Source organism: Micromonospora sp. WMMD723 (genome assembly GCF_049863385.1).
GTDB lineage: Bacteria > Actinomycetota > Actinomycetes > Mycobacteriales > Micromonosporaceae > Micromonospora > Micromonospora wenchangensis.
Genome location: NZ_JBMKNR010000001.1, coordinates 769,191 through 790,081, shown reverse-complemented (window position 1 = coordinate 790,081; position 20,891 = coordinate 769,191). Strand labels below are relative to the sequence as shown.

At 73.4% G+C, this 20,891-nt stretch carries 15 protein-coding genes and 1 pseudogene; 10 read left to right on the top strand and 6 right to left on the bottom strand.

Going from position 1 to position 20,891, the window contains the following annotated elements; translation table 11 throughout:
• Window positions 1-34 precede the first annotated feature (34 nt).
• Together ACN261_RS03555 and ACN261_RS03550 are read left to right on the top strand one after the other, a co-directional pair.
• The gene (locus ACN261_RS03555; protein WP_421483928.1) at window positions 35-640 is read left to right on the top strand and encodes a hypothetical protein; all 606 of its coding nucleotides are present in this window, start codon (window positions 35-37) and stop codon (window positions 638-640) included.
• Window positions 633-2,843 (top strand): bifunctional polysaccharide deacetylase/glycosyltransferase family 2 protein, encoded by a 2,211-nt coding sequence (locus ACN261_RS03550; protein WP_421483927.1) that lies wholly within the window; start codon window positions 633-635, stop codon window positions 2,841-2,843. The genes ACN261_RS03555 and ACN261_RS03550 overlap by 8 nt, the downstream gene beginning before the upstream one ends.
• Before the next feature lie 72 nt (window positions 2,844-2,915).
• Here the strand turns inward: ACN261_RS03550 and ACN261_RS03545 are convergent, their stop codons facing one another.
• The 5 genes from ACN261_RS03545 to ACN261_RS03525 form a co-directional block, all read right to left on the bottom strand.
• On the bottom strand, window positions 2,916-3,095 hold the full coding sequence (locus tag ACN261_RS03545; RefSeq protein WP_088645992.1) for a DUF6104 family protein: 180 nt from the start codon (window positions 3,093-3,095) through the stop codon (window positions 2,916-2,918).
• Between the two features lie 73 nt (window positions 3,096-3,168).
• Window positions 3,169-6,993: a multifunctional oxoglutarate decarboxylase/oxoglutarate dehydrogenase thiamine pyrophosphate-binding subunit/dihydrolipoyllysine-residue succinyltransferase subunit gene (locus ACN261_RS03540; protein ID WP_421483926.1), complete on the bottom strand. Its 3,825-nt coding sequence runs from the start codon at window positions 6,991-6,993 to the stop codon at window positions 3,169-3,171.
• A 301-nt stretch (window positions 6,994-7,294) separates the two neighbouring features.
• On the bottom strand, window positions 7,295-8,119 hold the full coding sequence (locus ACN261_RS03535) for an ABC transporter permease (protein WP_204926853.1): 825 nt from the start codon (window positions 8,117-8,119) through the stop codon (window positions 7,295-7,297).
• Window positions 8,116-9,048 carry an ABC transporter ATP-binding protein gene (locus ACN261_RS03530; protein ID WP_421483925.1) on the bottom strand — a complete coding sequence of 311 codons (933 nt, stop codon included), beginning with the start codon at window positions 9,046-9,048 and terminating at the stop codon, window positions 8,116-8,118. Before ACN261_RS03530 ends, ACN261_RS03535 begins: the two co-directional genes overlap by 4 nt.
• 151 nt (window positions 9,049-9,199) lie before the next feature.
• Window positions 9,200-9,865 carry a hypothetical protein gene (locus tag ACN261_RS03525; protein WP_425848383.1) on the bottom strand — a complete coding sequence of 222 codons (666 nt, stop codon included), beginning with the start codon at window positions 9,863-9,865 and terminating at the stop codon, window positions 9,200-9,202.
• A gap of 187 nt (window positions 9,866-10,052) precedes the next feature.
• Between ACN261_RS03525 and ACN261_RS03520 the strand changes: the two genes are divergently transcribed.
• The 8 genes and pseudogenes from ACN261_RS03520 (at window position 10,053) to ACN261_RS03485 (ending at window position 19,005) form a co-directional block, all read left to right on the top strand.
• Complete coding sequence (locus tag ACN261_RS03520; protein ID WP_421483923.1) at window positions 10,053-10,832, top strand: GNAT family N-acetyltransferase; 780 nt, start codon at window positions 10,053-10,055, stop codon at window positions 10,830-10,832.
• Window positions 10,829-11,715 (top strand): annotated as a pseudogene (locus ACN261_RS03515) (lysophospholipid acyltransferase family protein); the annotation flags it as partial. The gene ACN261_RS03520 and the pseudogene ACN261_RS03515, both read left to right, overlap by 4 nt.
• Window positions 11,716-12,181: 466 nt before the next feature.
• Window positions 12,182-13,012 carry a DUF4097 family beta strand repeat-containing protein gene (locus tag ACN261_RS03510; RefSeq protein ID WP_421483922.1) on the top strand — a complete coding sequence of 277 codons (831 nt, stop codon included), beginning with the start codon at window positions 12,182-12,184 and terminating at the stop codon, window positions 13,010-13,012.
• Window positions 13,009-13,626: a PadR family transcriptional regulator gene (locus tag ACN261_RS03505; RefSeq protein ID WP_421483921.1), complete on the top strand. Its 618-nt coding sequence runs from the start codon at window positions 13,009-13,011 to the stop codon at window positions 13,624-13,626. Before ACN261_RS03510 ends, ACN261_RS03505 begins: the two co-directional genes overlap by 4 nt.
• 130 nt (window positions 13,627-13,756) lie before the next feature.
• Window positions 13,757-14,458, top strand: coding sequence for a response regulator transcription factor (locus ACN261_RS03500; RefSeq protein WP_088646020.1), 702 nt, complete (start codon window positions 13,757-13,759; stop codon window positions 14,456-14,458).
• The gene (locus ACN261_RS03495; protein ID WP_421483920.1) at window positions 14,455-16,005 is read left to right on the top strand and encodes a sensor histidine kinase; all 1,551 of its coding nucleotides are present in this window, start codon (window positions 14,455-14,457) and stop codon (window positions 16,003-16,005) included. The genes ACN261_RS03500 and ACN261_RS03495 overlap by 4 nt, the downstream gene beginning before the upstream one ends.
• Before the next feature lie 84 nt (window positions 16,006-16,089).
• Window positions 16,090-17,706 (top strand): trypsin-like peptidase domain-containing protein, encoded by a 1,617-nt coding sequence (locus ACN261_RS03490; RefSeq protein ID WP_421483919.1) that lies wholly within the window; start codon window positions 16,090-16,092, stop codon window positions 17,704-17,706.
• Window positions 17,707-17,949: 243 nt separating this feature from the next.
• A complete protein-coding gene (locus tag ACN261_RS03485; RefSeq protein ID WP_421486913.1) occupies window positions 17,950-19,005 on the top strand; it encodes a glycosyltransferase family 4 protein in 1,056 nt (351 codons plus the stop codon).
• Window positions 19,006-19,033: 28 nt separating this feature from the next.
• Here ACN261_RS03485 and ACN261_RS03480 read toward each other — a convergent pair whose 3' ends face one another.
• Window positions 19,034-20,707: a serine/threonine-protein kinase gene (locus ACN261_RS03480; RefSeq protein ID WP_425848378.1), complete on the bottom strand. Its 1,674-nt coding sequence runs from the start codon at window positions 20,705-20,707 to the stop codon at window positions 19,034-19,036.
• Window positions 20,708-20,891: the final 184 nt, after the last annotated feature.

Sequence of the window (20,891 nt, the reverse complement as noted above, 5' to 3'; positions counted from 1 at the left end):
TCGGTCGGCCGCCGATCCACATCGTACCGATGACGTGACGGTAGTCGATGGGCCGACCGTGGTGCTCGACCGCACCGTCGGCCCGACCGACGGCCCCACCGCGTTGATCGCCGCCGTGCCCCCGCCGGTCCCGGTCTTCGTCGACCCCAGCGGCCGCCGCCACTCCCGGCTGCGCTGGCTCGCGTACGCCCTGGGGCTGGTGGTCCTGATCTACTCCGGGCTGGTCGGGATCAGCTTCGCTGGGGGCATCGCCCCGCACGCGGTGCTCCCCTTCGTCGACGAGGTCGCGCAGCCCGAGCGGTCGTCGCCGCCGGCCCGGACGGCCACCACCACCCCGGCCACCCCCGCCACGACCACCGGCGCCGTGGCACCGAGCGTCGCCCCCCGGGCACCCCGGGGCAGCGGACCGGCCGTCGCCCCGGTCACCCCGTCCGCCACCGGCGGCACCGTCAGTCCCTCGCCGTCGCCGAGCGCCAGCCGGTCGCCGGGCCGCAGCCCGGCCACCTCCACGGCGTCGCCCCGACCGACCCGGTCGACGCCGCCGGCCACCACGCCGAACCCGCCGACGCCCACCGACGAGCCGCCCGCCCTGCCCGACCCGCTGCCCGGCGGTGCCGACGGCGTCCGCGTCGATGGTTGAGCCGGCCGGCCCGAGCACCCGCCGTCGCACACCCGGGCCGACCCGCCGTCGCACCCCCGGCCCGGCCCGACGACGTCGGCCGGTGCCGCAGCCGAGCGGAATCCTGCTGGGCACGGTGCTCGCGCTGCTGGCCGGTGTGCTGCTGGTCGGCGCGTACGCCAACGCGTCCTTCGCCCCGGACCGCCGCAACGACGTCGCCGGGCAGCGGGACGTACCGACCTCGGTGGTGACCGGCGGGCCGATCATCAGCGCCAGCAGCGAGCTGGTCCGCTCCTACCGGCTGCCGCCGCGCACCATCGCGTTGACCTTCGACGACGGCCCCCACCCGGTCTGGACCCGCGAGGTGCTCAAGGTCCTGGCCGCCCACGAGGTCAAGGGCACGTTCTTCGTGCTGGGCTCGCAGGTCGCCCGGCACCCCGAGGTGGCCCGCGAGCTGACCGACGGCGGGCACCAGCTCGGCGTGCACACCTTCACCCACCCCGACCTCGCCGAACTGCCGGCGTGGCGGCAACGCCTGGAGTACGCCCAGACCCAGCTCGCCGTGGCCGGGGCCACCGGCATGCGGACCTCGCTGGTGCGCTTCCCGTACTCGTCGCATCCGGGCGCGATCGACAACCGGGACTGGCCGGTGGTCACCGCCGCCGGTGACCTGGGCTACCTGACCTTCCTCAACGACACCGACAGCCAGGACTGGTCGCTGCCCGGAGTGGACCGGATCGTCGAGAACGCGGCCCCCGACGGGGACTCCGGTGCGGTGACCCTCTGGCACGACGCCGGCGGGGACCGGTCGCAGACCGTCGCCGCCCTCGACCGGTTCATCCCGATGATGAAGGAACGGGGGTACCGGTTCGTCACCGCGACCGAGGGGCTGAACCTCGCCTTCGCCGCCGCCGGGGTCGACCACCGGATGGACGCCGCCACCCCCGCCGGCACCGGGGAACGGTGGCGTGGCCGGACGCTGATCTGGGCGGTGCAGGGCGCCGACCGGATGCTGACCGTGTTCGGTGTGCTCTTCGTCGTCGTCGGCGTGCTCACCGTGGGCCGTACCCTCGTGTTGTTCGTGCTGGCCGGGCGGCACGCCCGACGGCGGCGGGCCCGGGACTGGAGCTGGGGGCCGCCGGTCACCGCGCCGGTCTCGGTGATCGTCCCGGCGTACAACGAGAAGGAGGGGATCGCGGCGGCGGTCCGCTCCCTGGCCGGCGGCGACCATCCGGGCGGGATCGAGGTGATCGTCGTCGACGACGGCTCCACCGACGGCACCGCCGACATCGTCGACGCGCTCGGCCTGCCCAACGTCCGGGTGGTCCGCAAGCCCAACGGCGGCAAGCCCAGCGCCCTGAACACCGGCCTGGCGCTGGCCCGGCACGACCTGATCGTGATGGTCGACGGGGACACCGTCTTCGAGCCCGACGCGGTCCGCCGGCTGGTGCAGCCCTTCGCCGACCCGCAGGTCGGCGCGGTGGCCGGCAACGTCAAGGTCGGCAACCGGCGCAGCCTGATCGCCAAGTGGCAGCACATCGAGTACGTCATCGGGTTCAACCTCGACCGGCGGCTCTACGAGACGCTGCGCTGCATGTCCACCGTGCCGGGCGCGATCGGCGGGTTCCGGCGGGAGGCGCTGCGCTACGCCGGGGGGATGACCGACGACACCCTCGCCGAGGACACCGACATCACCATCGCCCTGGGCCGGGCCGGCTGGAAGGTGGTCTACGAGGAGACCGCCCGCGCCTGGACGGAGGCCCCGGCGACCATGGGCCAGCTCTGGAAGCAGCGCTACCGGTGGAGCTACGGCACCATGCAGGCGATGTGGAAGCATCGGCGCTCGGTGCTCGACCGGGGCGCGTCGGGCCGGTTCACCAGGCGCTGCCTGTTCTTCCTCAGCCTCTTCGGGGTGCTGCTGCCGCTGCTCGCGCCGGTGATCGACCTGCTGGCCCTGTACGGCCTGTTCTTCCTCGACCGCCGGGCCACGGCGGTGGCCTGGCTGGTCATGCTCGGCGTGCAGACCCTCACCGCCGTGGTGGCGTTCCGGCTGGACCGGGAGAAGCTCGGGGTGCTGTGGGTGCTGCCCCTGCAACAGTTCGTCTACCGGCAGCTGATGTACCTGGTGATGGTGCAGGCGGTGGTCACCGCGCTGACCGGCGGGCGGCTGGGCTGGCAGAAGCTGCGGCGTACCGGCCTGGAGCCGGCGGTGCGCAACGGCTGACCGCCCCCGGGTCCGGTGCGGGGCCCGGGGTGCGCGCCCGCCTTCCGCCCGTCCCGGGGGCCGCCGTCGGAATCAGTCCTCGTCGAGGTCGTCGAGGCGGGCCAGCCAGGTGGCGAACCGCTCGACAGGCGTCTCGAACTCGGGGTTGAGGTCGACGAAGTCGCGCAGCCGCTCGCCCAGCCACTCCAGGGTGACCTGCTCGTCGCCCCGGCGCTGCACCAGCTCCTCGATCCCACGATCGGTGAAGTACACCGTGTTCCTCGTTCCTCGCTGACGGGCCCGGCCCGCCCCCTGACAGGGGGCGGGCCGGGTGGGTCGGAATGGATCAGGGGCGGGGCAGCGCGGCGTCGATCAGCGCGGTCTGCTCCACCTCGTGCATCTTGGCCGAGCCGACCGCCGGGGCGGCGGCGGCGGGCCGAGAGATGCGGCGCAGCCGGACGTCGGCCAGGTGCTCCAGCAGGTTGAGCGCGACGAAGCTCCACGCCCCCTGGTTGGCCGGCTCCTCCTGCACCCAGGCGAAGTCCTCCGCGTTCGGGTACGCCGCCAGCGCGTCCCGGATCTCCTGCACCGGCAGCGGGTAGAGCTGCTCGATCCGGACGATCGCGGTGTCGGTGACGCCCCGCTCCTGCCGAGCGGAGAACAGGTCGTAGTAGACCTTGCCCGAGCAGAGCAGCACCCGCTTGACCTGTTCCGGCGCGGGGGCGGCGGTGTCGGCCAGCACCGGGGCGAAGGTGCCGGTGGTGAAGTCCTCCACCGGGCTGACGCAGAGCTTGTGCCGCAGCAGCGACTTCGGCGTGAACACCACAAGCGGCTTGCGCTTGGGCGACAGGGCCTGCCGGCGCAGCAGGTGGAAGTAGTTCGCCGGGGTGGTCGGGATGGCCACCCGCATGTTGTCCTCGGCGCACATCTGCAGGAACCGCTCGGGACGGCCGGAGGTGTGGTCCGGGCCCTGCCCCTCGTGGCCGTGCGGCAGCAGCAGGGTCACCGCGGAACGCTGGCCCCACTTCACCTCGCCGGAGGAGATGAACTCGTCGATCACCGACTGGGCGCCGTTGACGAAGTCACCGAACTGCGCCTCCCAGCAGACCAGCGCGTTGACGTTCTCCACCGAGTAGCCGTACTCGAAGCCCATCGCCGCGTACTCGCTCAGCAGCGAGTCGTGCACGAAGAACCGGGACCGCTCGCCGTCGGCGGTGAGCGACTTCAGCGGCAGGTGGTCCTCGCCGGTCTTGGCGTCGACGATCGAGGCGTGCCGCTGGACGAAGGTGCCCCGGCGGGAGTCCTGCCCGGCGAGCCGGACGGTGACCCCGTCGTGCAGCAGCGCGCCGAAGGCGATGATCTCGCCGTACCCCCAGTCGATGTTGCCCTCGGCGGACATCCTGGCCCGCCGGTCGAGCAACTGCTGGATGCGCTTGTGCGGGGTGAAGCCCTCGGGCAGGTTGACGTGCGCCTCGCCGATGGCCTTGACCACGGCGGCGTCGGTGGCGGTCGCCACCTGCGGCTCCGGCTCGTCGGCGCGGCTGGACCGGCTGACCTGGCGCGGGGTGGTGGCGGCGTCCCGGGTGGCCTTGAAGACCCGCTCCAGCTGCGCCTGGTAGTCGCGCAGTAGCTCCTCGGCGTCCTCGACGGTGATGTCGCCCCGGCCGATCAGCTCCTCGGTGTAGAGCTTGCGGACCGAACGCTTCGAGTCGATGATCTTGTACATCTGGGGGTTGGACATCGACGGGTCGTCACCCTCGTTGTGCCCGCGCCGCCGGTAGCAGACCATGTCGATCACGACGTCCTTGTTGAACGCCTGCCGGTACTCGAAGGCCAGCCGGGCCACCCGGACCACGGTCTCCGGGTCGTCGCCGTTGACGTGGAAGATCGGCGCCTGGATCATCCGGGCCACGTCGGTGCTGTAGAGGCTGGACCGGCTGTACTCCGGGGCGGTGGTGAAGCCGACCTGGTTGTTGACCACCACGTGCACGGTGCCGCCGGTGCGGTAGCCACGCAGCTGGGACAGGTTGAGCGTCTCGGCGACGACCCCCTGGCCGGCGAACGCGGCGTCACCGTGCACCGCCAGCGGCAGCACGGTGTAACCCTCGAGCTTGAGGTCGATGCGGTCCTGCTTGGCCCGGACGATGCCCTCCAGTACCGGGTCCACCGCCTCCAGGTGCGACGGGTTCGCCACCACCGACACCTTGACCGAGTGGTCGCCGTCCGGGGTGGTGAACTTGCCGTTCTGGCCCAGGTGGTACTTCACGTCGCCGGAGCCCTGGGTGGAGCGCGGGTCGAGGTGCCCCTCGAACTCCGAGAAGATCTTCTCGTACGGCTTGCCGACGATGTTGGCCAGCACGTTGAGCCGGCCCCGGTGCGCCATGCCGATGACGACCTCGTCCAGCCCGTCCTCGGCGGACGCCTCCAGCACCTCGCCGAGCAGCGGGATCAACGACTCGCCGCCCTCCAGCGAGAACCGCTTCTGGCCGACGTACTTGGTCTGCAGGAAGGTCTCGAACGCCTCGGCGGCGTTGAGCCGGTTGAGCACGTGCTTCTGCTCGTCGGCGGCCGGCTTCTCGTAGCGGCGCTCGATCCGCTCCTGGATCCAGCGGCGCTCCTCCGGGTCCTGGATGTGCATGTACTCGATGCCGAGTCGACGGCAGTACGAGTCGCGCAGCACGCCGAGGATCTCGCGCAGCTTCATCCGCTGCTTGCCGGCGAAGCCGTTGACCGGGAAGGTGCGGTCGAGGTCCCACAGGGTCAGCCCGTGCTGGAGGACGTCCAGGTCGGGGTGCTTGCGGATGGTGAACTCCAGCGGGTCGGTGTCGGCCATCAGGTGGCCCCGGACCCGGTAGGCGTGGATCAGCTCGTGCACCCGCGCGGTCTTGTTGATCTGACCCTCGGAGTCGACGGCCACGTCCCGCATCCAGCGCACCGGCTCGTACGGGATGCGCAGCGAGGTGAAGACCTCGTCGTAGAAGCCGTGCTCACCGAGCAGCAGCTCGTGCATGACCTTGAGGAACTCGCCGGACTGCGCGCCCTGGATGATCCGGTGGTCGTACGTGCTGGTCAGCGTGATGATCTTGCTGACCGCCAGTTCGGCCAGGGTCGCCTCGCTCATCCCCTGGTACGGCGCGGGGTACTCCATCGCGCCGACCCCGATGATCGCGCTCTGCCCCTGCATCAGCCGGGGGATCGAGTGCACCGTGCCGATGCCGCCCGGGTTGGTCAGCGAGATCGTCGTGCCCGAGTGGTCCTCCATGGTCAGCTCGTTGCGGCGGGCGCGCCGGACCACGTCCTCGTACGCCTGCCAGAACTGCCGGAAGTCCATCTGCTCGCAGCCCTTGATGGACGGCACCACCAGGTTGCGGGAGCCGTCGGGCTTGGTCAGGTCGATGGCGATGCCCAGGTTGACGTGCTCCGGGCGGACCATCGCCGGCTTGCCGTCCACCTCGGCGAAGGAGTTGTTCAGCTCCGGGTGCGCGACCACGGCCCGGACCAGCGCGTACCCGATCAGGTGGGTGAAGCTGACCTTGCCGCCGCGCCCCCGGGCGAGGTGGTTGTTGATCACGATGCGGTTGTCGACCAGCAACTTGGCCGGGACCGCGCGCACGCTGGTGGCGGTCGGCACGGACAGCGAGGCGTCCATGTTCTGCACGATCCGGGCGGCCACCCCGCGCAGCGGTGTGGTGCCGGCGGCGCTGGCCGTCGGCGCCTTCGCCGCCGGCTTTGCCGGGGCGGCCTTCTCCGTGGCCGCCGGCTTCGCGGCGGGGGCGCTCTTCGCGGTGGCGCTCTTCGCGGTGGCCGGCTTCGCGGCGGCGGCCGACTTGGTCGCGGCGGTCGGCTTGGCGGCGGCCGACGCGGTGCCGGTCGCCGGCCCGGCGTCGGTCGTCGCCGGCTTGGCGGCGGGCCCGGTCGCGACGGTGGCGGCCGGCTCCTGCTGCCCGGCCGGCTCCTGTTGCCCGGCCGGCTGCGGTGTCGCCGCACCACCGTCAGCCGGGCGCGGGGTCGCCGCGCCGGGGGCCGGTCGGTAGTCGGCGAAGAAGTCGTGCCAGGCCGAGTCGACGCTCGACGGGTCGGCGAGGTAGCGCTGGTACATCTCCTCGACGATCCACTCGTTCGGGCCGAAACCCGCCAGTGGGTTCTCCTGCGAAGTCTGCTGGGTCGACACGGCCGGTAATCGCCTCTTTCACGCGGGTCTGTGTGTCACGCGGTGTCCGCCGTCGTCCTTACTTGCACGTGGACGGGCGTCGGCTCCCAGGCTACGCCGCGGAAACACCATAGGCATTTCCGCCTCCACGGGGTGTGCGGTTTCACAGAAGAAACCGAAAGTCAATCAGCTCTTCGTGTTCCGCCGACTCCTTAGCGCAGTGGTGCTGACCGCGTCACACGGTCACCCCGCCGGGCCGCCCGCACAGGCGCCGGCCCGGCGCGACGGGTCGTCGCACCGGGCCGGCGAGGAACGGGTCGGGTCAGGAGATGTCCCGCCGCCGCATGGTGAGCGTGCCGATCGCGCCAGCCACCACCGCGTACCCGATGAGGACCACCGCACCCGCCCAGCGCGGCGGGTTGCCCGGGATCTCGGTCCCGCTGACCATCAGCGACGACGCCAGCGACGGCACCAGCACCTGGAGGTCGTTGATCCAGTCGCCCCAGCGGGCGGCCAGGATGCTGATCGCGATGGCCGCGCCGACCGCGCCACCCAGGTAGAGCAGGATGCCGGTGACCGTGGCGCCGATCTGGCTGCGGATCAGCACCCCGATCCCCACGCCGAGCACCGACCAGAGCAGGTACGCCAGGCCGTTGAGCGCGGTGGCCCGCCAGACCGCGCCGCTGCCGAGCTGCGAGCCCAGGTCGACGCTGTTCATCACCAGTGCCCCGAAGGCCAGGTTGAACACGGTGGTGACCAGCCAGAACAGCACGGCCAGGATGGCCGCGGCGGCCAGCTTGGCCAGCATCACCGCCGTCCGGTGCGGCACGGTGAGGAAGGTGGTGGTGACCGTCTGGTGGAAGAACTCGCTGGTCACCACGATGATGCCGAGCAGCATCACGATCATCAGGCCGAAGAACTGCCCGTTGGTGTAGACGTTGGCGGCCAGGCTGTCCACCGACTGCGCCGCCTGGATCTGGTCGGCCTGGTCGGCCGGCACGTCGCCGAAGTTGTTGTTGGCCAGCGCGTCGGTCTGCAACCAGTTGATCAGGGCGGTGAGCGCCCACAGCGGCACCGTGATCAGCCCGAAGATCCACCAGGTGCTGGTGGTACGGATCTTCAACAGCTCGGATCGGACGAGGTTCATCGGATGCCCGCCTTCCCGGCCGTCAGCTCCAGGAACACCCGCTCCAGGTCGGGTCGTTCCGGGGTCAGTTCGTGCAGCTCGACCTTGGCGGCCAGCGCGGCCCGACCGATCGCCGGCGCGTCCACGCCGCTGACCAGCAGCACGCCGTGCTCGTCGGTCTCCACCGTCGCGGACTGCTCACGCAGTGCCACGGTCAACTCCTCGGCCTGCGGGGTGCGCACCCGCACCCGGCCGCCCTGCGACATCGAGCCGAGCACCTGCTCCACCGGACCCTGCCGGATCAGCTTGCCGGCTGCGATGATCACCACGTCGTCGGCGAGGAGCTGCATCTCGGACAGCAGGTGGCTGGAGACCAGCACGGTCCGCCCCTCGTGGGCCAGCCCCTTGAGGAAGCCACGCATCCAGCGGATGCCCTCCGGGTCGAGACCGTTGGCCGGCTCGTCGAGGATCAGCACCTGGGGGTTGCCGAGCATCGCGGCGGCGATGCCGAGCCGCTGCTTCATGCCCAGCGAGTAGCCCTTGAACTTGCGCTTCGCCGCCGGGGTGAGCCCGACCAGGGCCAGCGCCTCGTCGGCCCGGCTCTTCGGCAGGCCGGCCGCCGCGCAGATCACCCGCAGGTGGTTGATGCCGGTACGGCCCTTGTGCGCGCTGGACGCCTCCAGCACCGCGCCCACGTGCCGCAGCGGATCGGTCAGGTCGGCGTACCGCCGGCCCCCGATCGTCGCCGTGCCACCGGTCGGGGTGACCAGGTTCAGCAGCATCCGCAGGGTGGTCGTCTTACCCGCCCCGTTCGGGCCGAGGAAGCCGGTCACCCGACCGGACTCGACCGTGAAGGACAGGTTGTCGACCGCCCGGACGTTCTTGTACTGCTTGGTCAAACCGGACACGACGATCTGGCCGGTGCTGGGGCTCCACTGCCCGTCGGACATCGTTCTCCTCCCGTGCGGCGGTGCACGGGGCACCGCGTTCTGCGACGCCGTTGCGGAATGCGCCGCTGCCAGCCTTGCTGGTCAGGTCAAGTTACGCCATCAGCCCCGGTCGGTAGGCCCTGCTCCGACTCAGGCAGGAGCGGAGTCGTCCTCAGGGACGAGGGGCGGCGGGCAGCGCCACCCAGGTGGCGCGGGCCCGGCCCAGCAGTCCACCGGCACCGTCGTAGAGGCTGGTACGCACCACCGCCAGGCGTCCCTCGACGGTGTCCACCGCCCCGGTGACCACGTACTCCCCTCCGGGCGTGGGCAGCGCGTCCACCGTCACGGCGAGCCGGCCCAGCACGTACGGCCGGCCCGGGGCGATCACCGCCCAGCCCCCGGGGCAGTCCAGCGCCGCCCACACCGTCGGCGCGCTCACCTGGGCAGGCGTCCGCCACGGCGCGGCGGTCCGGCCGTCGGGCAGCCGTCCGGGGTGTATCCGCAGGCCGTCCGGGTGTTCCGGGCCGCAGACGTAGCAGCCGGGGAAGGGGTGGTCCACCAGCCCCGGGTACGTCGCCGAGGCGGCCCGCGCGGTCGCCGGGTCCACCGGGGGGACCGGGACGGGCGGATCACCGGCGGGGCGTACCTCGGCTACCAGGCGCCCCTCGGGGTCGCGCACGTCACCGTCGGTGAGGGTGAGCGGGGTGTCCAGCGGCGGCGGGCGGCGCAACGTCACCTCGACCGGCCCGTCCGCGCCGTACGCCCCGGCGAAGATCCCCGCGCTCCAGCCGCCGTTGCCCGTGCCGGGCGGCCCCTGGTACCGCGCCTCGATGATCATCGACCCTCCACCGTGTCGTCGGCCCGGCCGGCCGGGCCCCCGCAGCAGCCTCGCACGCGCCGGCCACGCCCCCCGACCGCCCCACCGGGCCCCTGGTCACGCCCGGGACCGGTCCCGCCGGCAGGCGTTCACCGGATCGACACCCGTCCCCGGCCGGCCGGCAACCCGGGGCACCTACACAGGTTCCATGGCTGTTCTGCATGCCGCTGGCGCACCCCTGACGACCAGTGGATACACCCTGCTGATCGCCGACGACCCGACCCAGGTCGCGGCCGCGCAACGCCTGCGCCACGAGGTGTTCGGCACCGAACTCGGCGCAACCCTGCGCCCGGGTGCCGCCGGGCTGGACACCGACGACCTCGACGTCCACTGCGACCACCTGATCGTCCGCGAGGAGCGCACCGGCGCGGTGGTCGGCACCTACCGGCTGCTGCCCCCCGGCCGCACCGACCGCCGGTACGCCGCCGGCGAGTTCGACCTGACCCCGCTCGAACCGCTACGCGACCTGCTGGTCGAGACCGGGCGCTCCTGCGTCCACCCGGACCACCGCTCCGGCGCGGTGCTCAACCTGATGTGGGCGGGCCTGACCCGCTACCTGCACCTGCGCGGGGTGAACTGGCTGGGCGGCTGCGCCTCGGTGCCGGTCGACGACGGCGGCCGGGCCGCCGCCGAGACGTGGGCGCTGGGCCGGACGGGACACCTCGCGCCCCCGCTGATGCGGGTCCGTCCACTGCGGCCGTGGTTCGCCGAGCCGGGTGCGGCGGCACCGGCGTCGGCCACCGGGGACCCCGCCGGGCGGGCGCTGATCCCCCCGCTGGTCCGCGGTTACCTGCGGCTCGGCGCGTGGGTCGCCGGGGAACCGGCGTACGACCCGGACTTCCGCTGCGCCGACTTCTACCTGCTGTTCTCGTTGGACCGGATGAACCCGCGCTACCGCCGGCACTTCCTGGGCGGGGTGACCCGGTGAGCGCCGAGTTGTGGTGCCCGACCGCCGGCTGCGGGCCGGACTGCCTGCCGGGGGAGGATCGGGCCGGGGTGTCGCCCGCCCGGCAGGTGGCGCGGCTGCTGGGCGTACTCGGGATGCTGCTGGCCGGGGGCGGCCTGACCGTACTGCTGCCGGTGTTGCCGGCGGCCGGGCGGGCGGCGGTGCTGCGGGCCTGGGCCCGGCGGACCGCCGGGGTGCTCGGGGTACGGCTGGTGGTGCGCGGGCGGCTGCCCCGACGACGGGCGCTGCTGGTCGCCAACCACGTCTCCTGGCTGGACGTGTTCGCGGTGCTGGCGGTCGCGCCGGCCCGGCTGCTGGCCAAGCGGGAGGTGCGGAGCTGGCCGGTGCTGGGACTGCTGGCCCGCGCCGGTGGCACGGTCTTCGTCGACCGGTCCCGGCCCCGGGACCTGCCGCGCACGGTGGCCCGGCTCGCGGCCGTGCTGCGCGCCGGTCACCCGGTCACGGTCTTTCCCGAGGGTACGACCTGGTGCGGCGTCGTCCCCCCGGCCGGCTGCCGACCGCGTCGGGGCTTCCGGCCGGCGGTCTTCCAGGCGGCGGTCGACGCCGGCGCCCCCGTGGTGCCGCTGCGGATCAGCTACCGCTGTGCTGCCACCGGCGCGACGACCACCACCGCGGCCTTCCTCGGCGACGACACGCTGTGGCGCTCGGTACGCCGGGTGCTGGCCGCCCGGGACCTGGTGGTCGACGTCGCGGTGACCGCCGCTCTGCACCCGGCCCCCGGGGCGGACCGCCGGGTGCTGGCCCGGGCCGCCGAGTCGGCCGTGCACCTGCTGCCGCCCCGCCCGGCCGCCGGCCACCCCACCCGGGCCGTCCCCGGCCCGGTGACCCCGCCGGGTCCGGTGGCCGGGTCCGGTGCGGTGGCCGTGTCCGTTCCGGCGACCCCGTCGGGTCTGGTGGCCGTGCCCGTTCCGGTGGCCGTGTCCGTTCCGGTGACCCCGTCGGGTCTGGTGGCCGGGTCCGGTGCGGTGGCCGCGCCGGGTGCGGTGGCCGGGTCCGGTGCGGTGGCCGCGCCGGCCCTCGGGACCGGCCTCGGCCTGGCCGCCTGACCCGAGGGCCGCGATCGTCAGTCGTGATCGACTCGTGGGGGCCGATGTTGCGGTGATCCGGTCGCGAGATACCGCTGGATCGGCCCAGATGAGTTGATCTTGCCGGCGGGCGGCGGGCGGCGGGCGGCGGGGCGCGGGTCGGGGCGGCGGGGCGGCGGGTGGGGGCGGGTGACTCGCGACAGTCTTGTTCTATCGCGATGTATCGCGTTATGCTTCCTCCGTGCAGTGGCGCGGCCGTCGGCCGTGACCCCGGAGGGAGACGTCATGACCAACTGGAAGGTCGACAGACCACAACGGATCACCATCGACGAGCCGGTCACCCGGCTCGACGTCCGCCTGATCACCGGGCGGCTCAACGTGGTCGGCACCGACGGGCCGGCGCGGATCGACGTCACCCGGGTCAGCAGTCGGCCGGTCCTCGTCGAGCACCGCGACGGCGTCCTGCGGATCGAACACGAACGCCCACCCCGCTGGCCCGGGTTCCTCTGGTGGCTCGGTCAGCTCGGTCGCCGGTTCCGGGCCGAGGTGTCCGTCGCCGTCCCGGCCGGCACCCTGGCCGACCTGCACCTGGTCGACGGCACGCTGGTCGCCTCCGGGTTGTCCCACGACACCACCGTGGACGTCACCTCCGGGCAGATCACCCTGATGGGGCTGGCCGGGCGCACCAACGCGCGGATCGTCTCCGGCCCGGTCGAGGCGCTCGGTGTCACCGGCGACCTCGTCCTGAACACGGTCTCCGGTGAGGTGACCCTCGCCGACAGTGCCGCCGGCCGGGTGCACGCCAACACCGTCTCCGGGGCGATCACCTGCGACCTGGACAACCCCCGGCGCAGCGACATCCGGCTCACCACCATCTCCGGGCCGATCACCGTCCGGGTCCGCGAGGACAGCGACCTCGCCGTCCACCTGCACACCACTTCGGGCCGGATCACCAGCGGGTTCCCCCAGGTCGGCGGCGAACCCGGCGTCGGCTCGGTCAAGGACAGCCACGGGGTGCTCGGCGCGGGCGCGGGTAAGCTCTGGGCGTCCGCGACGTCCGGCAGCATCGCGTTGCTCGCCCGGCCGGTGGACGCCGACCAGGAGGAGCTGCCGTGACCGCCGTGTTCAGCCACGGGCGGCTGCGGCTCTACCTGTTGCGGCTGCTCGACGACGGTCCCAAGCACGGCTACGAGCTGATCCGGCTGCTGGAGGAGCGCTTCCTCGGCCTGTACGCCCCGAGCGCCGGCACCATCTATCCCCGGCTGCAGCGGCTGGAGGCCGACGGTCTGGTCACCCACACCGCCGCCGGTGGCCGCAAGGTCTACGAGATCACCGAGGACGGCCGGGCCGAGCTGCGCCAGCGCGCCGACGAGCTGACCACCCTGGAGTCCGACATCTCCGCCTCGGTGGAGGACCTGTCCGCACTGGCCGGCGAGATCCAGACCGAGGTACGCGGCTCGGTGCGTGATCTCAAGCGGGAGCTGCGCGAGGCCACCCGGCAGACCCGGCAGACCCGCTGGGACCGGCCGGCTCCCGGCCCCACCCCCCGCCCGGCGACCCCCGCCGCCGACGGCTCCCCCCTGCTGGTCGACTTCGACAGGCGGCTGGCCGAGTTCACCGTCGAGGTGGGTGCGCTGGTACGGGCCGGGCGGCTCAGCGACACCCAGTTGCAGACCGCGATCCGGGTGCTCGACGGTGCGTTGGACGGGCTGCGCCGGCTGCTGCGGTGACCGCCCGTGCGCAGGGTGCGGGCCGGGACCGGGCGTGCTGCCGGTCGGGAGCCCGCGCCCGCGCGGCTTCACAGGCTTTTTGCAGGAAGCGTCCAGCACCGACGCAGCGACGTCACGGATGATGGCCAGCATGGCCGCTACCCAGACCGAGGCGCGACTGCTCGTCGTCGAGGACGACCCCAACATCCTCGAACTGCTCTCCGCCAGTCTCCGCTTCGCGGGGTTCGACGTGGCGACCGCCACCAGTGGCAGCGCGGCCCTGCATGCGGCCAAGGACCATCGTCCCGACCTGGTGGTGCTCGACGTGATGCTGCCCGACCTGGACGGCTTCGAGGTCATCCGGATGCTCCGCGAGGGCGGCACGCGTACCCCGGTGGTGTTCCTGACCGCCCGGGACGCCACCGACGACAAGATCCGTGGGCTCACCCTGGGCGGGGACGACTACGTCACCAAGCCGTTCAGCCTGGAGGAGCTGACCGCCCGGATCCGGGCGGTGCTGCGGCGTACGGCCACCGGCGAGCACGCCCCCTCCCGGCTCACCTTCGCCGACCTGGAGCTGGACGAGGAGACCCACGAGGTGCACCGGGCCGGTCAGCGGGTGCAGCTCTCGCCGACCGAGTTCAAGCTGCTGCGGTACCTGATGCTCAACGCCAACCGGGTGCTGTCCAAGGCGCAGATCCTCGACCACGTGTGGAACTACGACTTCCGGGGTGACGACAACATCGTCGAGTCGTACATCTCGTACCTGCGCCGCAAGGTCGACAACACCCAGCCCCGCCTGATCCACACCCTGCGCGGCGTGGGCTACGTCCTGCGCAAGCCGGCGGCGTGAACCCGCTCGACGAGGCGAAGGGGCGGCTCCGGAGCATTCCGCTGCGGGTCAAGCTGGTCGCGGCGGTCCTCACCCTCGTCGCCATCGCCCTCGTGGTGATCAGCTCGCTGACCACGTACTTCCTGCGGGAGTACCTGATCGGCCAGGTCGACGACCAGTTGCGCGGTGACACCAACGGGGTGGCGCGGGCGCTCGGCCAGGGACGTGGCCCGCTCCTGGTGGGCATCCCCACCGACTACGTGGCCGCGCAGGCCAGCCGGACCGAGGTGGAGGGGCCGTCGCGCTACTCCGGCCTGCGTCCCGAGGAACTACCGGAGTTCCCGACCGACTTCGCCGGTTTCTCGGCCCTGGTCGGCGACCCGTTCACCGTGCAGTCCATGGACGGCCGCACCCGGTGGCGGATGCTCTACACCGACCTCGGCGACGGCCGGGTCCTCGCCTTCGGCCAGCACATGACCGACGTCGACCTGGCGGTCAAGCGGCTGATCTGGATAGACATGCTGGTCGGCGGGGCGGTGCTGATCCTGCTCGCCTCGATCGGCGCGGCCATCGTGCGGACCAGCCTGAAACCGCTGGTGGAGATCGAACGGACGGCCGCGGCGATCGCCGGTGGTGACCTGACCCGCCGGGTGCCCGACCCGGAGGAGGGGCAGGAGTGCGCCACCTCCGAGCTGGGCCGGCTCTCCCGGGCGCTGAACGCGATGCTGGCGCAGATCGAGGCCGCCTTCACCGCCCGCGCCGCCTCGGAGATGGCGGCCCGTACGGCGGAGGCCGGCGCCCGGGACGCGGCGCACGCCGCGCTGGCGTCGGAGGCCCGCGCCCGGCGTTCGGAGGAGCGGATGCGGCAGTTCGTCGCGGACGCCTCGCACGAGCTGCGGACCCCGCTGACCACCATCCGGGGCTTCGCCGAGCTGTACCGGCAGGGGGCGGCCCGCGCCCCCGAGCAGACCGCCGACCTGCTGCGCCGCATCGAGGACGAGGCGGCCCGGATGGGGCTGCTGGTGGAGGACCTGCTGCTGCTCGCCCGGCTGGACCGGGAACGCCCGCTGTCGCTCGCCCCGGTGGAGTTGCCGGTGCTCGCCTCCGAGGCGGTCGAGGCGGCCCGGGTGGTCGCCCCCGAACGGCACATCGAGCTGGAGATCGCCCCGAACTCGGGCCCGCTGGTGGTGCACGCCGACGACGCCCGGCTGCGGCAGGTGATCGGCAACCTGATGACCAACGCGTTGACGCACACCCCGCCGGAGGCGTCGGTGACCCTGCGGTTGTGTTCCGAGGACGGGAACACGGCCGTGGTGGAGGTGGCGGACACCGGGCCGGGGCTCGCCCCGGAGCAGGCCGAGCGGGTCTTCGAGCGGTTCTACCGCGCCGACGCGGCGCGGACCCGCCGGGCCAGCGGGATCACCAGCACGGGACTGGGCCTGGCTATCGTCGCGGCGCTGGTCAGCGCCCACCAGGGCACCGTCGAGGTGGACGAGACGCCGGGCGGTGGGGCGACGTTCCGGGTCCGGCTGCCCCTGCTGCCCGAGGCGGACGGCGACGCGGAGTGACGCCCCACCGGCCCGGCTGTGACTTTCAGAAAACTTCCAGGCGGGTTCCAGGTGGGTGACAGTGCGACGGGGAAAACTAGGGGCATGACCGAGTTCGAGACCGACCCGCAGCGTCGGCCGGCTGCCCCCGACGCCGAGCCGTCGCACCCCTCCGCCGAGCCGTCCCGCGCCATGCGCGGCGAGTCCGACACCCCCAACATCCCCGGTCAGGCCGCCGGCACCGCGGGGGAGCCGGCCGGCACGGCCAACCCCGGATCGGCGTACGCGCCGCCCGCGTCGCCGTACGCGCCGCCCGCCGCCACGCCGTACCCGCAGTCGTCGTACCCGTCCGGCGGCGGCGACCAGCAGTACCGGCCCGGCTATCCCGCGTCCACCGGCTACCCGGGTCACTCCCCGGCGGGGCAGTACCCGTCGGCGGGCTACCAGCCCGGCCAGCACCAGTCCGGGTGGGCCGGTGGCTACCCCGGCCAGCACCGTCCCGGTCAGCCGGGTGCGGGCACCGGGTCGGCCGGCTACCCCGGTCAGTCCGGCGTCGGCTACGGCCAGCCCGGTGTGGGCCAGCCGTCCGCCGGCTACCCGGGGCAGGGCGGCCCGCAGCACCCCGGCCAGCCGACCCCGCCGTGGGCGCCGGCCCCGGCACCGCAGGCCGGCAAGGTGGCCAAGTTCGTCGGCGCCGGGGTGGCGGTCTTCGCCCTGATGCTCGGCTCCGGCGTGGCCGGTGGCGCGCTCGCCCTGGCGGTCGACGGCGACCGGGGCGGGATCACCCGCAACTACTCGGCCGCGCCCGTGATCAACAGCGCCGACCTGCCGAAGATCGCCGCCTCGGTGCAGGACAGCGTGGTCTCGATCATGACTGACAGCGGTGAGGGGTCGGGCGTGGTCCTCAGCTCCGACGGCTTCGTGCTGACCAACAACCACGTGGTCGCCTCCGCCTCCGGCAACGCCGTCCGGGTGGTCTTCGCCAACGGCAAGACCGCCCCCGCCAAGATCGTCGGTACCGACCCGAAGACCGACCTCGCGGTGGTCCAGACCAGCGGCATCGACAACCTCAAGGCGGCGAAGTTCGGCGACAGCGACGCCATGCAGGTGGGCGACCAGGTGCTCGCCCTGGGCAGCCCGCTCGGCCTGCAGGGTTCGGTGACCGCCGGCATCCTCAGCGCCCGCGACCGCACCATCCAGGCCGGCAGCGGCAACGGCCCGCAGCAGTCCCCGCAGGGCGGTGCCAGCTCGATCTCCGGCCTGCTCCAGACCGACGCCCCGATCAACCCGGGCAACTCCGGTGGTGCGCTGGTCAACACCCGGGGCGAGGTGATCGGCATCAACACCGCCATCGCCACCGCCGGGCAGGGCAGCACCGGCAACATCGGGGTCGGCTTCGCCATCCCGAGCAACAAGGCCAAGGACGTCGCCGAGAAGCTCCAGCGGGGCGAGAAGATCAGCCACCCGTCCCTGGGGGTCAGCGTCAACGCGGCCGAGGACGGCGGGGCGCTGGTCGCCTCCGTCGCCGGGGGCAGCGCCGCCGAGAAGGCCGGCATCCAGCGCGGCGACGTGATCACCAAGTTCGGGGACAAGGTGATCAACGACTCCAACGACCTGGTCGGCGCGGTGCAGGCCGGCAAGGTCGGCGACCGGGTCCAGGTGACCTACAAGCGAAATGGTTCCGAGGCGACCGCAACCGTGACGCTCGCCGAGACGTCGTAACCACAGACCTGCCTCCTCCGGGCGGCGGGCGGCGGAGCCAAGGGGGTTGGCTCCACCGCCCGCCGCCGCACGCGCCCCGGACGGGCCCCACCCGGCCGGGGCGCGTTTGCCTGTCCGGGCAGGGGGAAATCGCCGCCGATCCCGCCGGCCACACCTGCCGGAACGGGACAACGGGGAGGATTCGTGGCAGTGACCCACCGTCCGTCGGAACGTCCGCCGTCCGGGCCGCCACTGCGGGTCGCGATGCTCGTGCCACCGTGGCTGTCGGTGCCACCACCGGGGTACGGCGGGCTGGAGCAGGTGGTGCACGGGCTGGTGGACGCGCTGGTCGGGCACGGGCACCGGGTGACCCTCTTCGGGGCCGGCCGGCAGCACGGCACCACCGCCGACTTCGTCTCCACGATCGACGAGCTGCAGTACGACCGGTTGGGCGAGTCGCTGCCGGAACTGGCCCACCTGGCCCGGATCAACCGGCTGGTCTGCGCCGCCGACTTCGACGTGATCCACGACCACACCACGATCGGGCCGCTGGTGGCCGCCCGGCGTGCGGTGCCCACCGTGGCCACCGTGCACGGCAACCCGGTCGGCGAGTACGGGGCGGTGCTCAGCGACACCGACCACGGGGTGGGCCTGGTGGCCATCTCGCACGCCCAGCGCCGGTCCAACCCCACCCTGCCCTGGGTGGGTACGGTGCACAACGCGCTCGACGCCCGGGACGTGCCGGTCAAGCGGCAACCCGGCCGGGGCCCGGTGCTCTGGCTGGCCCGGTTCAGCCCGGACAAGGGCCCCGACACGGCGATCCGGGCCTGCCGGGCGGCCGGCCTCCCGCTCACCCTGGCCGGCAAGTGCAACGAGCCCGCCGAGCGCCGGTACTTCGCCGAGGTCGTCCAGCCGATGCTGGGCCACGACGTCGACGTGGTCATGAACGCCGACCGGGAGGCGACCCTGCGGTTGCTGGTCGACGCCCGCTGCCTGATCATGCCGATCCAGTGGGAGGAACCGTTCGGCATGGTGATGGTGGAGGCCATGGCGACCGGCACGCCGGTGGTGGCGCTGCGCCGGGGCGCGGTGCCCGAGGTGGTGGTCGACGGCGTGACCGGGCTGGTCCGCGACGACGCCCGGGAGCTGCCGGCCGCCCTGCGGGAGGTGGTCCGGCTCGACCCGGCGGCCTGCACCGCGCACGTGGCCGAGCACTTCTCCACCGAACGGATGGCCCACGGCTACGAGGCGGTCTACCGGGCCGTCGCGTTCGGCACGGCCCCACCGCTGCGCCGGCCCGTCGGGCTGCGTACCCGGTGACAGGTACGCGGCGGGACGGCGCGGACGCTCAGACGGTGGTCGCGGCCAGCTCCCGGACGGCGGCGTCGAGCTGCCGGCCGTACGCCGGGGTGATGCCCCCCTCGTCGATGCGGCGGGTGACCTTCTCGCGCAGCGCGGTCACCTGAGCGGGCACGTCGGAGCGGCCCTCGGCGGCGGACCGGGTCAGGTTGGCCAGCACGTTGCGCAGGTCCAGGCCGACGTCCTCGCGGACCTCGCCGGTGCGGACCCCGTCGTCGATCAGTCGGCGCACCCGGTCGGCGGCCTCGGCCAGCCCGCCGCCGCCCTGCCCCCCGTCCGGGGTGGTGGCCGGTGGGCGCGACGGCGCGGGCGCGGTGGTGGCCCGCCGGGGGGCCGGCGGCGGGGTGGGGTCCGCCGCCGGTTGGGTGCGTGACGGCGACGGTTCGGTCACCGGGGTCTCGCTGCGCCCGGCCACGGGCGGGGTGTGGGTGCCGGGTTCCAGCAGCGGGGCGAGCAGGAGGACCGCCGCCGCGGTCAGCACCACCAGCACCCCCACCGCCACCAGCGGGCGGCGCGACGGCGGCAGCAGCTCCGGTTCGGCGGCCGCGTCACCCGGGCCGGCGTGCCGGGCGTCCGGGGTACCGGTGCCCGTCGTCGCCCCGGCCCCGGCCGCACCACCGAGCGCGGCCCGGCCGGCCGGCGCGCTGCCGTCACCGGGGCCCGCCGATCCGGCACCGCCCGCCGCTGCCGCACCGATGCCCGTTGCCGCGCCCACGGCGGCCGGGCCGGTCCCGGCGACCGGCGCGGTGGGCCGGTCGCCCGGGGCGTCGCTCCCGGGGACGGCGGGCAGGGTGACCGTCGGGGAGAGCATCGTGGCCGCCTGCGGATCACCCGGCAGCAACTGGTCGCGCAGGGCGGTGGCGACCTGGTGTGCGGTCGGCCGTTCGTGCGGGTCCCGGGCCAGGCAGCGCAGGCAGACGTCGACCACCACCGGAGGCAGCCCCGGTACGCCGTCCAGCGACGGCGGTCGTTCGTCGGCGATCGCCGTGGCGAGCTGTTCCCAGGTCTCGGCCGGGTACGGCGGCTGGCCGGTCAGCGTCTCGTAGAGCAGCACGCCGAGGGAGTAGACGTCGGTCGACGGCTGGGCCGGCGCACCGTCCAACCGCTCCGGTGCGACGTACGCCGGGGTGCCGAAGGTGCCGCCGTCCTCGTCGTCGTCGGGGGTGCCGGCCTGGGTGGCGATGCCGAAGTCGAGCACCTTCGCGCCGACCCGGGTCATCATCACGTTCGCCGGGGTGATGTCCCGGTGCACGATGCCGAGCCGGTGCGCCGCCGCCAGCGCCTCGGCCACCTGGGCGCCCACCTCGACCGCCTCCGGCCACGGCAGCGGACCCTCGCTCAGCCGGTGCTCCAGCTCCTCTCCGGTGAGCAGCTCCATCACCACGAACGAGGTGATCTCGCCGTCCGGGGCGAGCGCCTCGCCGTAGTCGTGCACGGCGGTCACGTGCGGGTGGACCAGCTGGGCGGCCGAGCGTGCCTCCTCGCGCACCATGTCGCGGAACCGGGCGTCGGCGGCCAGCGACGGCGCGAGCACCTTGACCGCGACGACCCGGTCGAGCACCTCGTCGCGGGCCCGCCAGATCACCGACATCCCGCCGGCCCCGATCCTGTCGAGAAGCCGGTACCTGCGGGCCAGCAACCTACCGGCGTTCAGGGCTGCCATCAGTGTTCGCACCTGCCTGGGGTTCGGGGTGGTGTCAGGTTGCGCGAATGTGTCCCCCCTGTCAACGGTTGTCCACTTGCCCGATGACCCTCCGCAGTGGCGGTTTCGCCGACCGCCACCGGTTCCGGCCCCACGCGGCGGTGACCAGCGGCTGCACCACGGTCACGGGCGGTGGCGTGCCAGG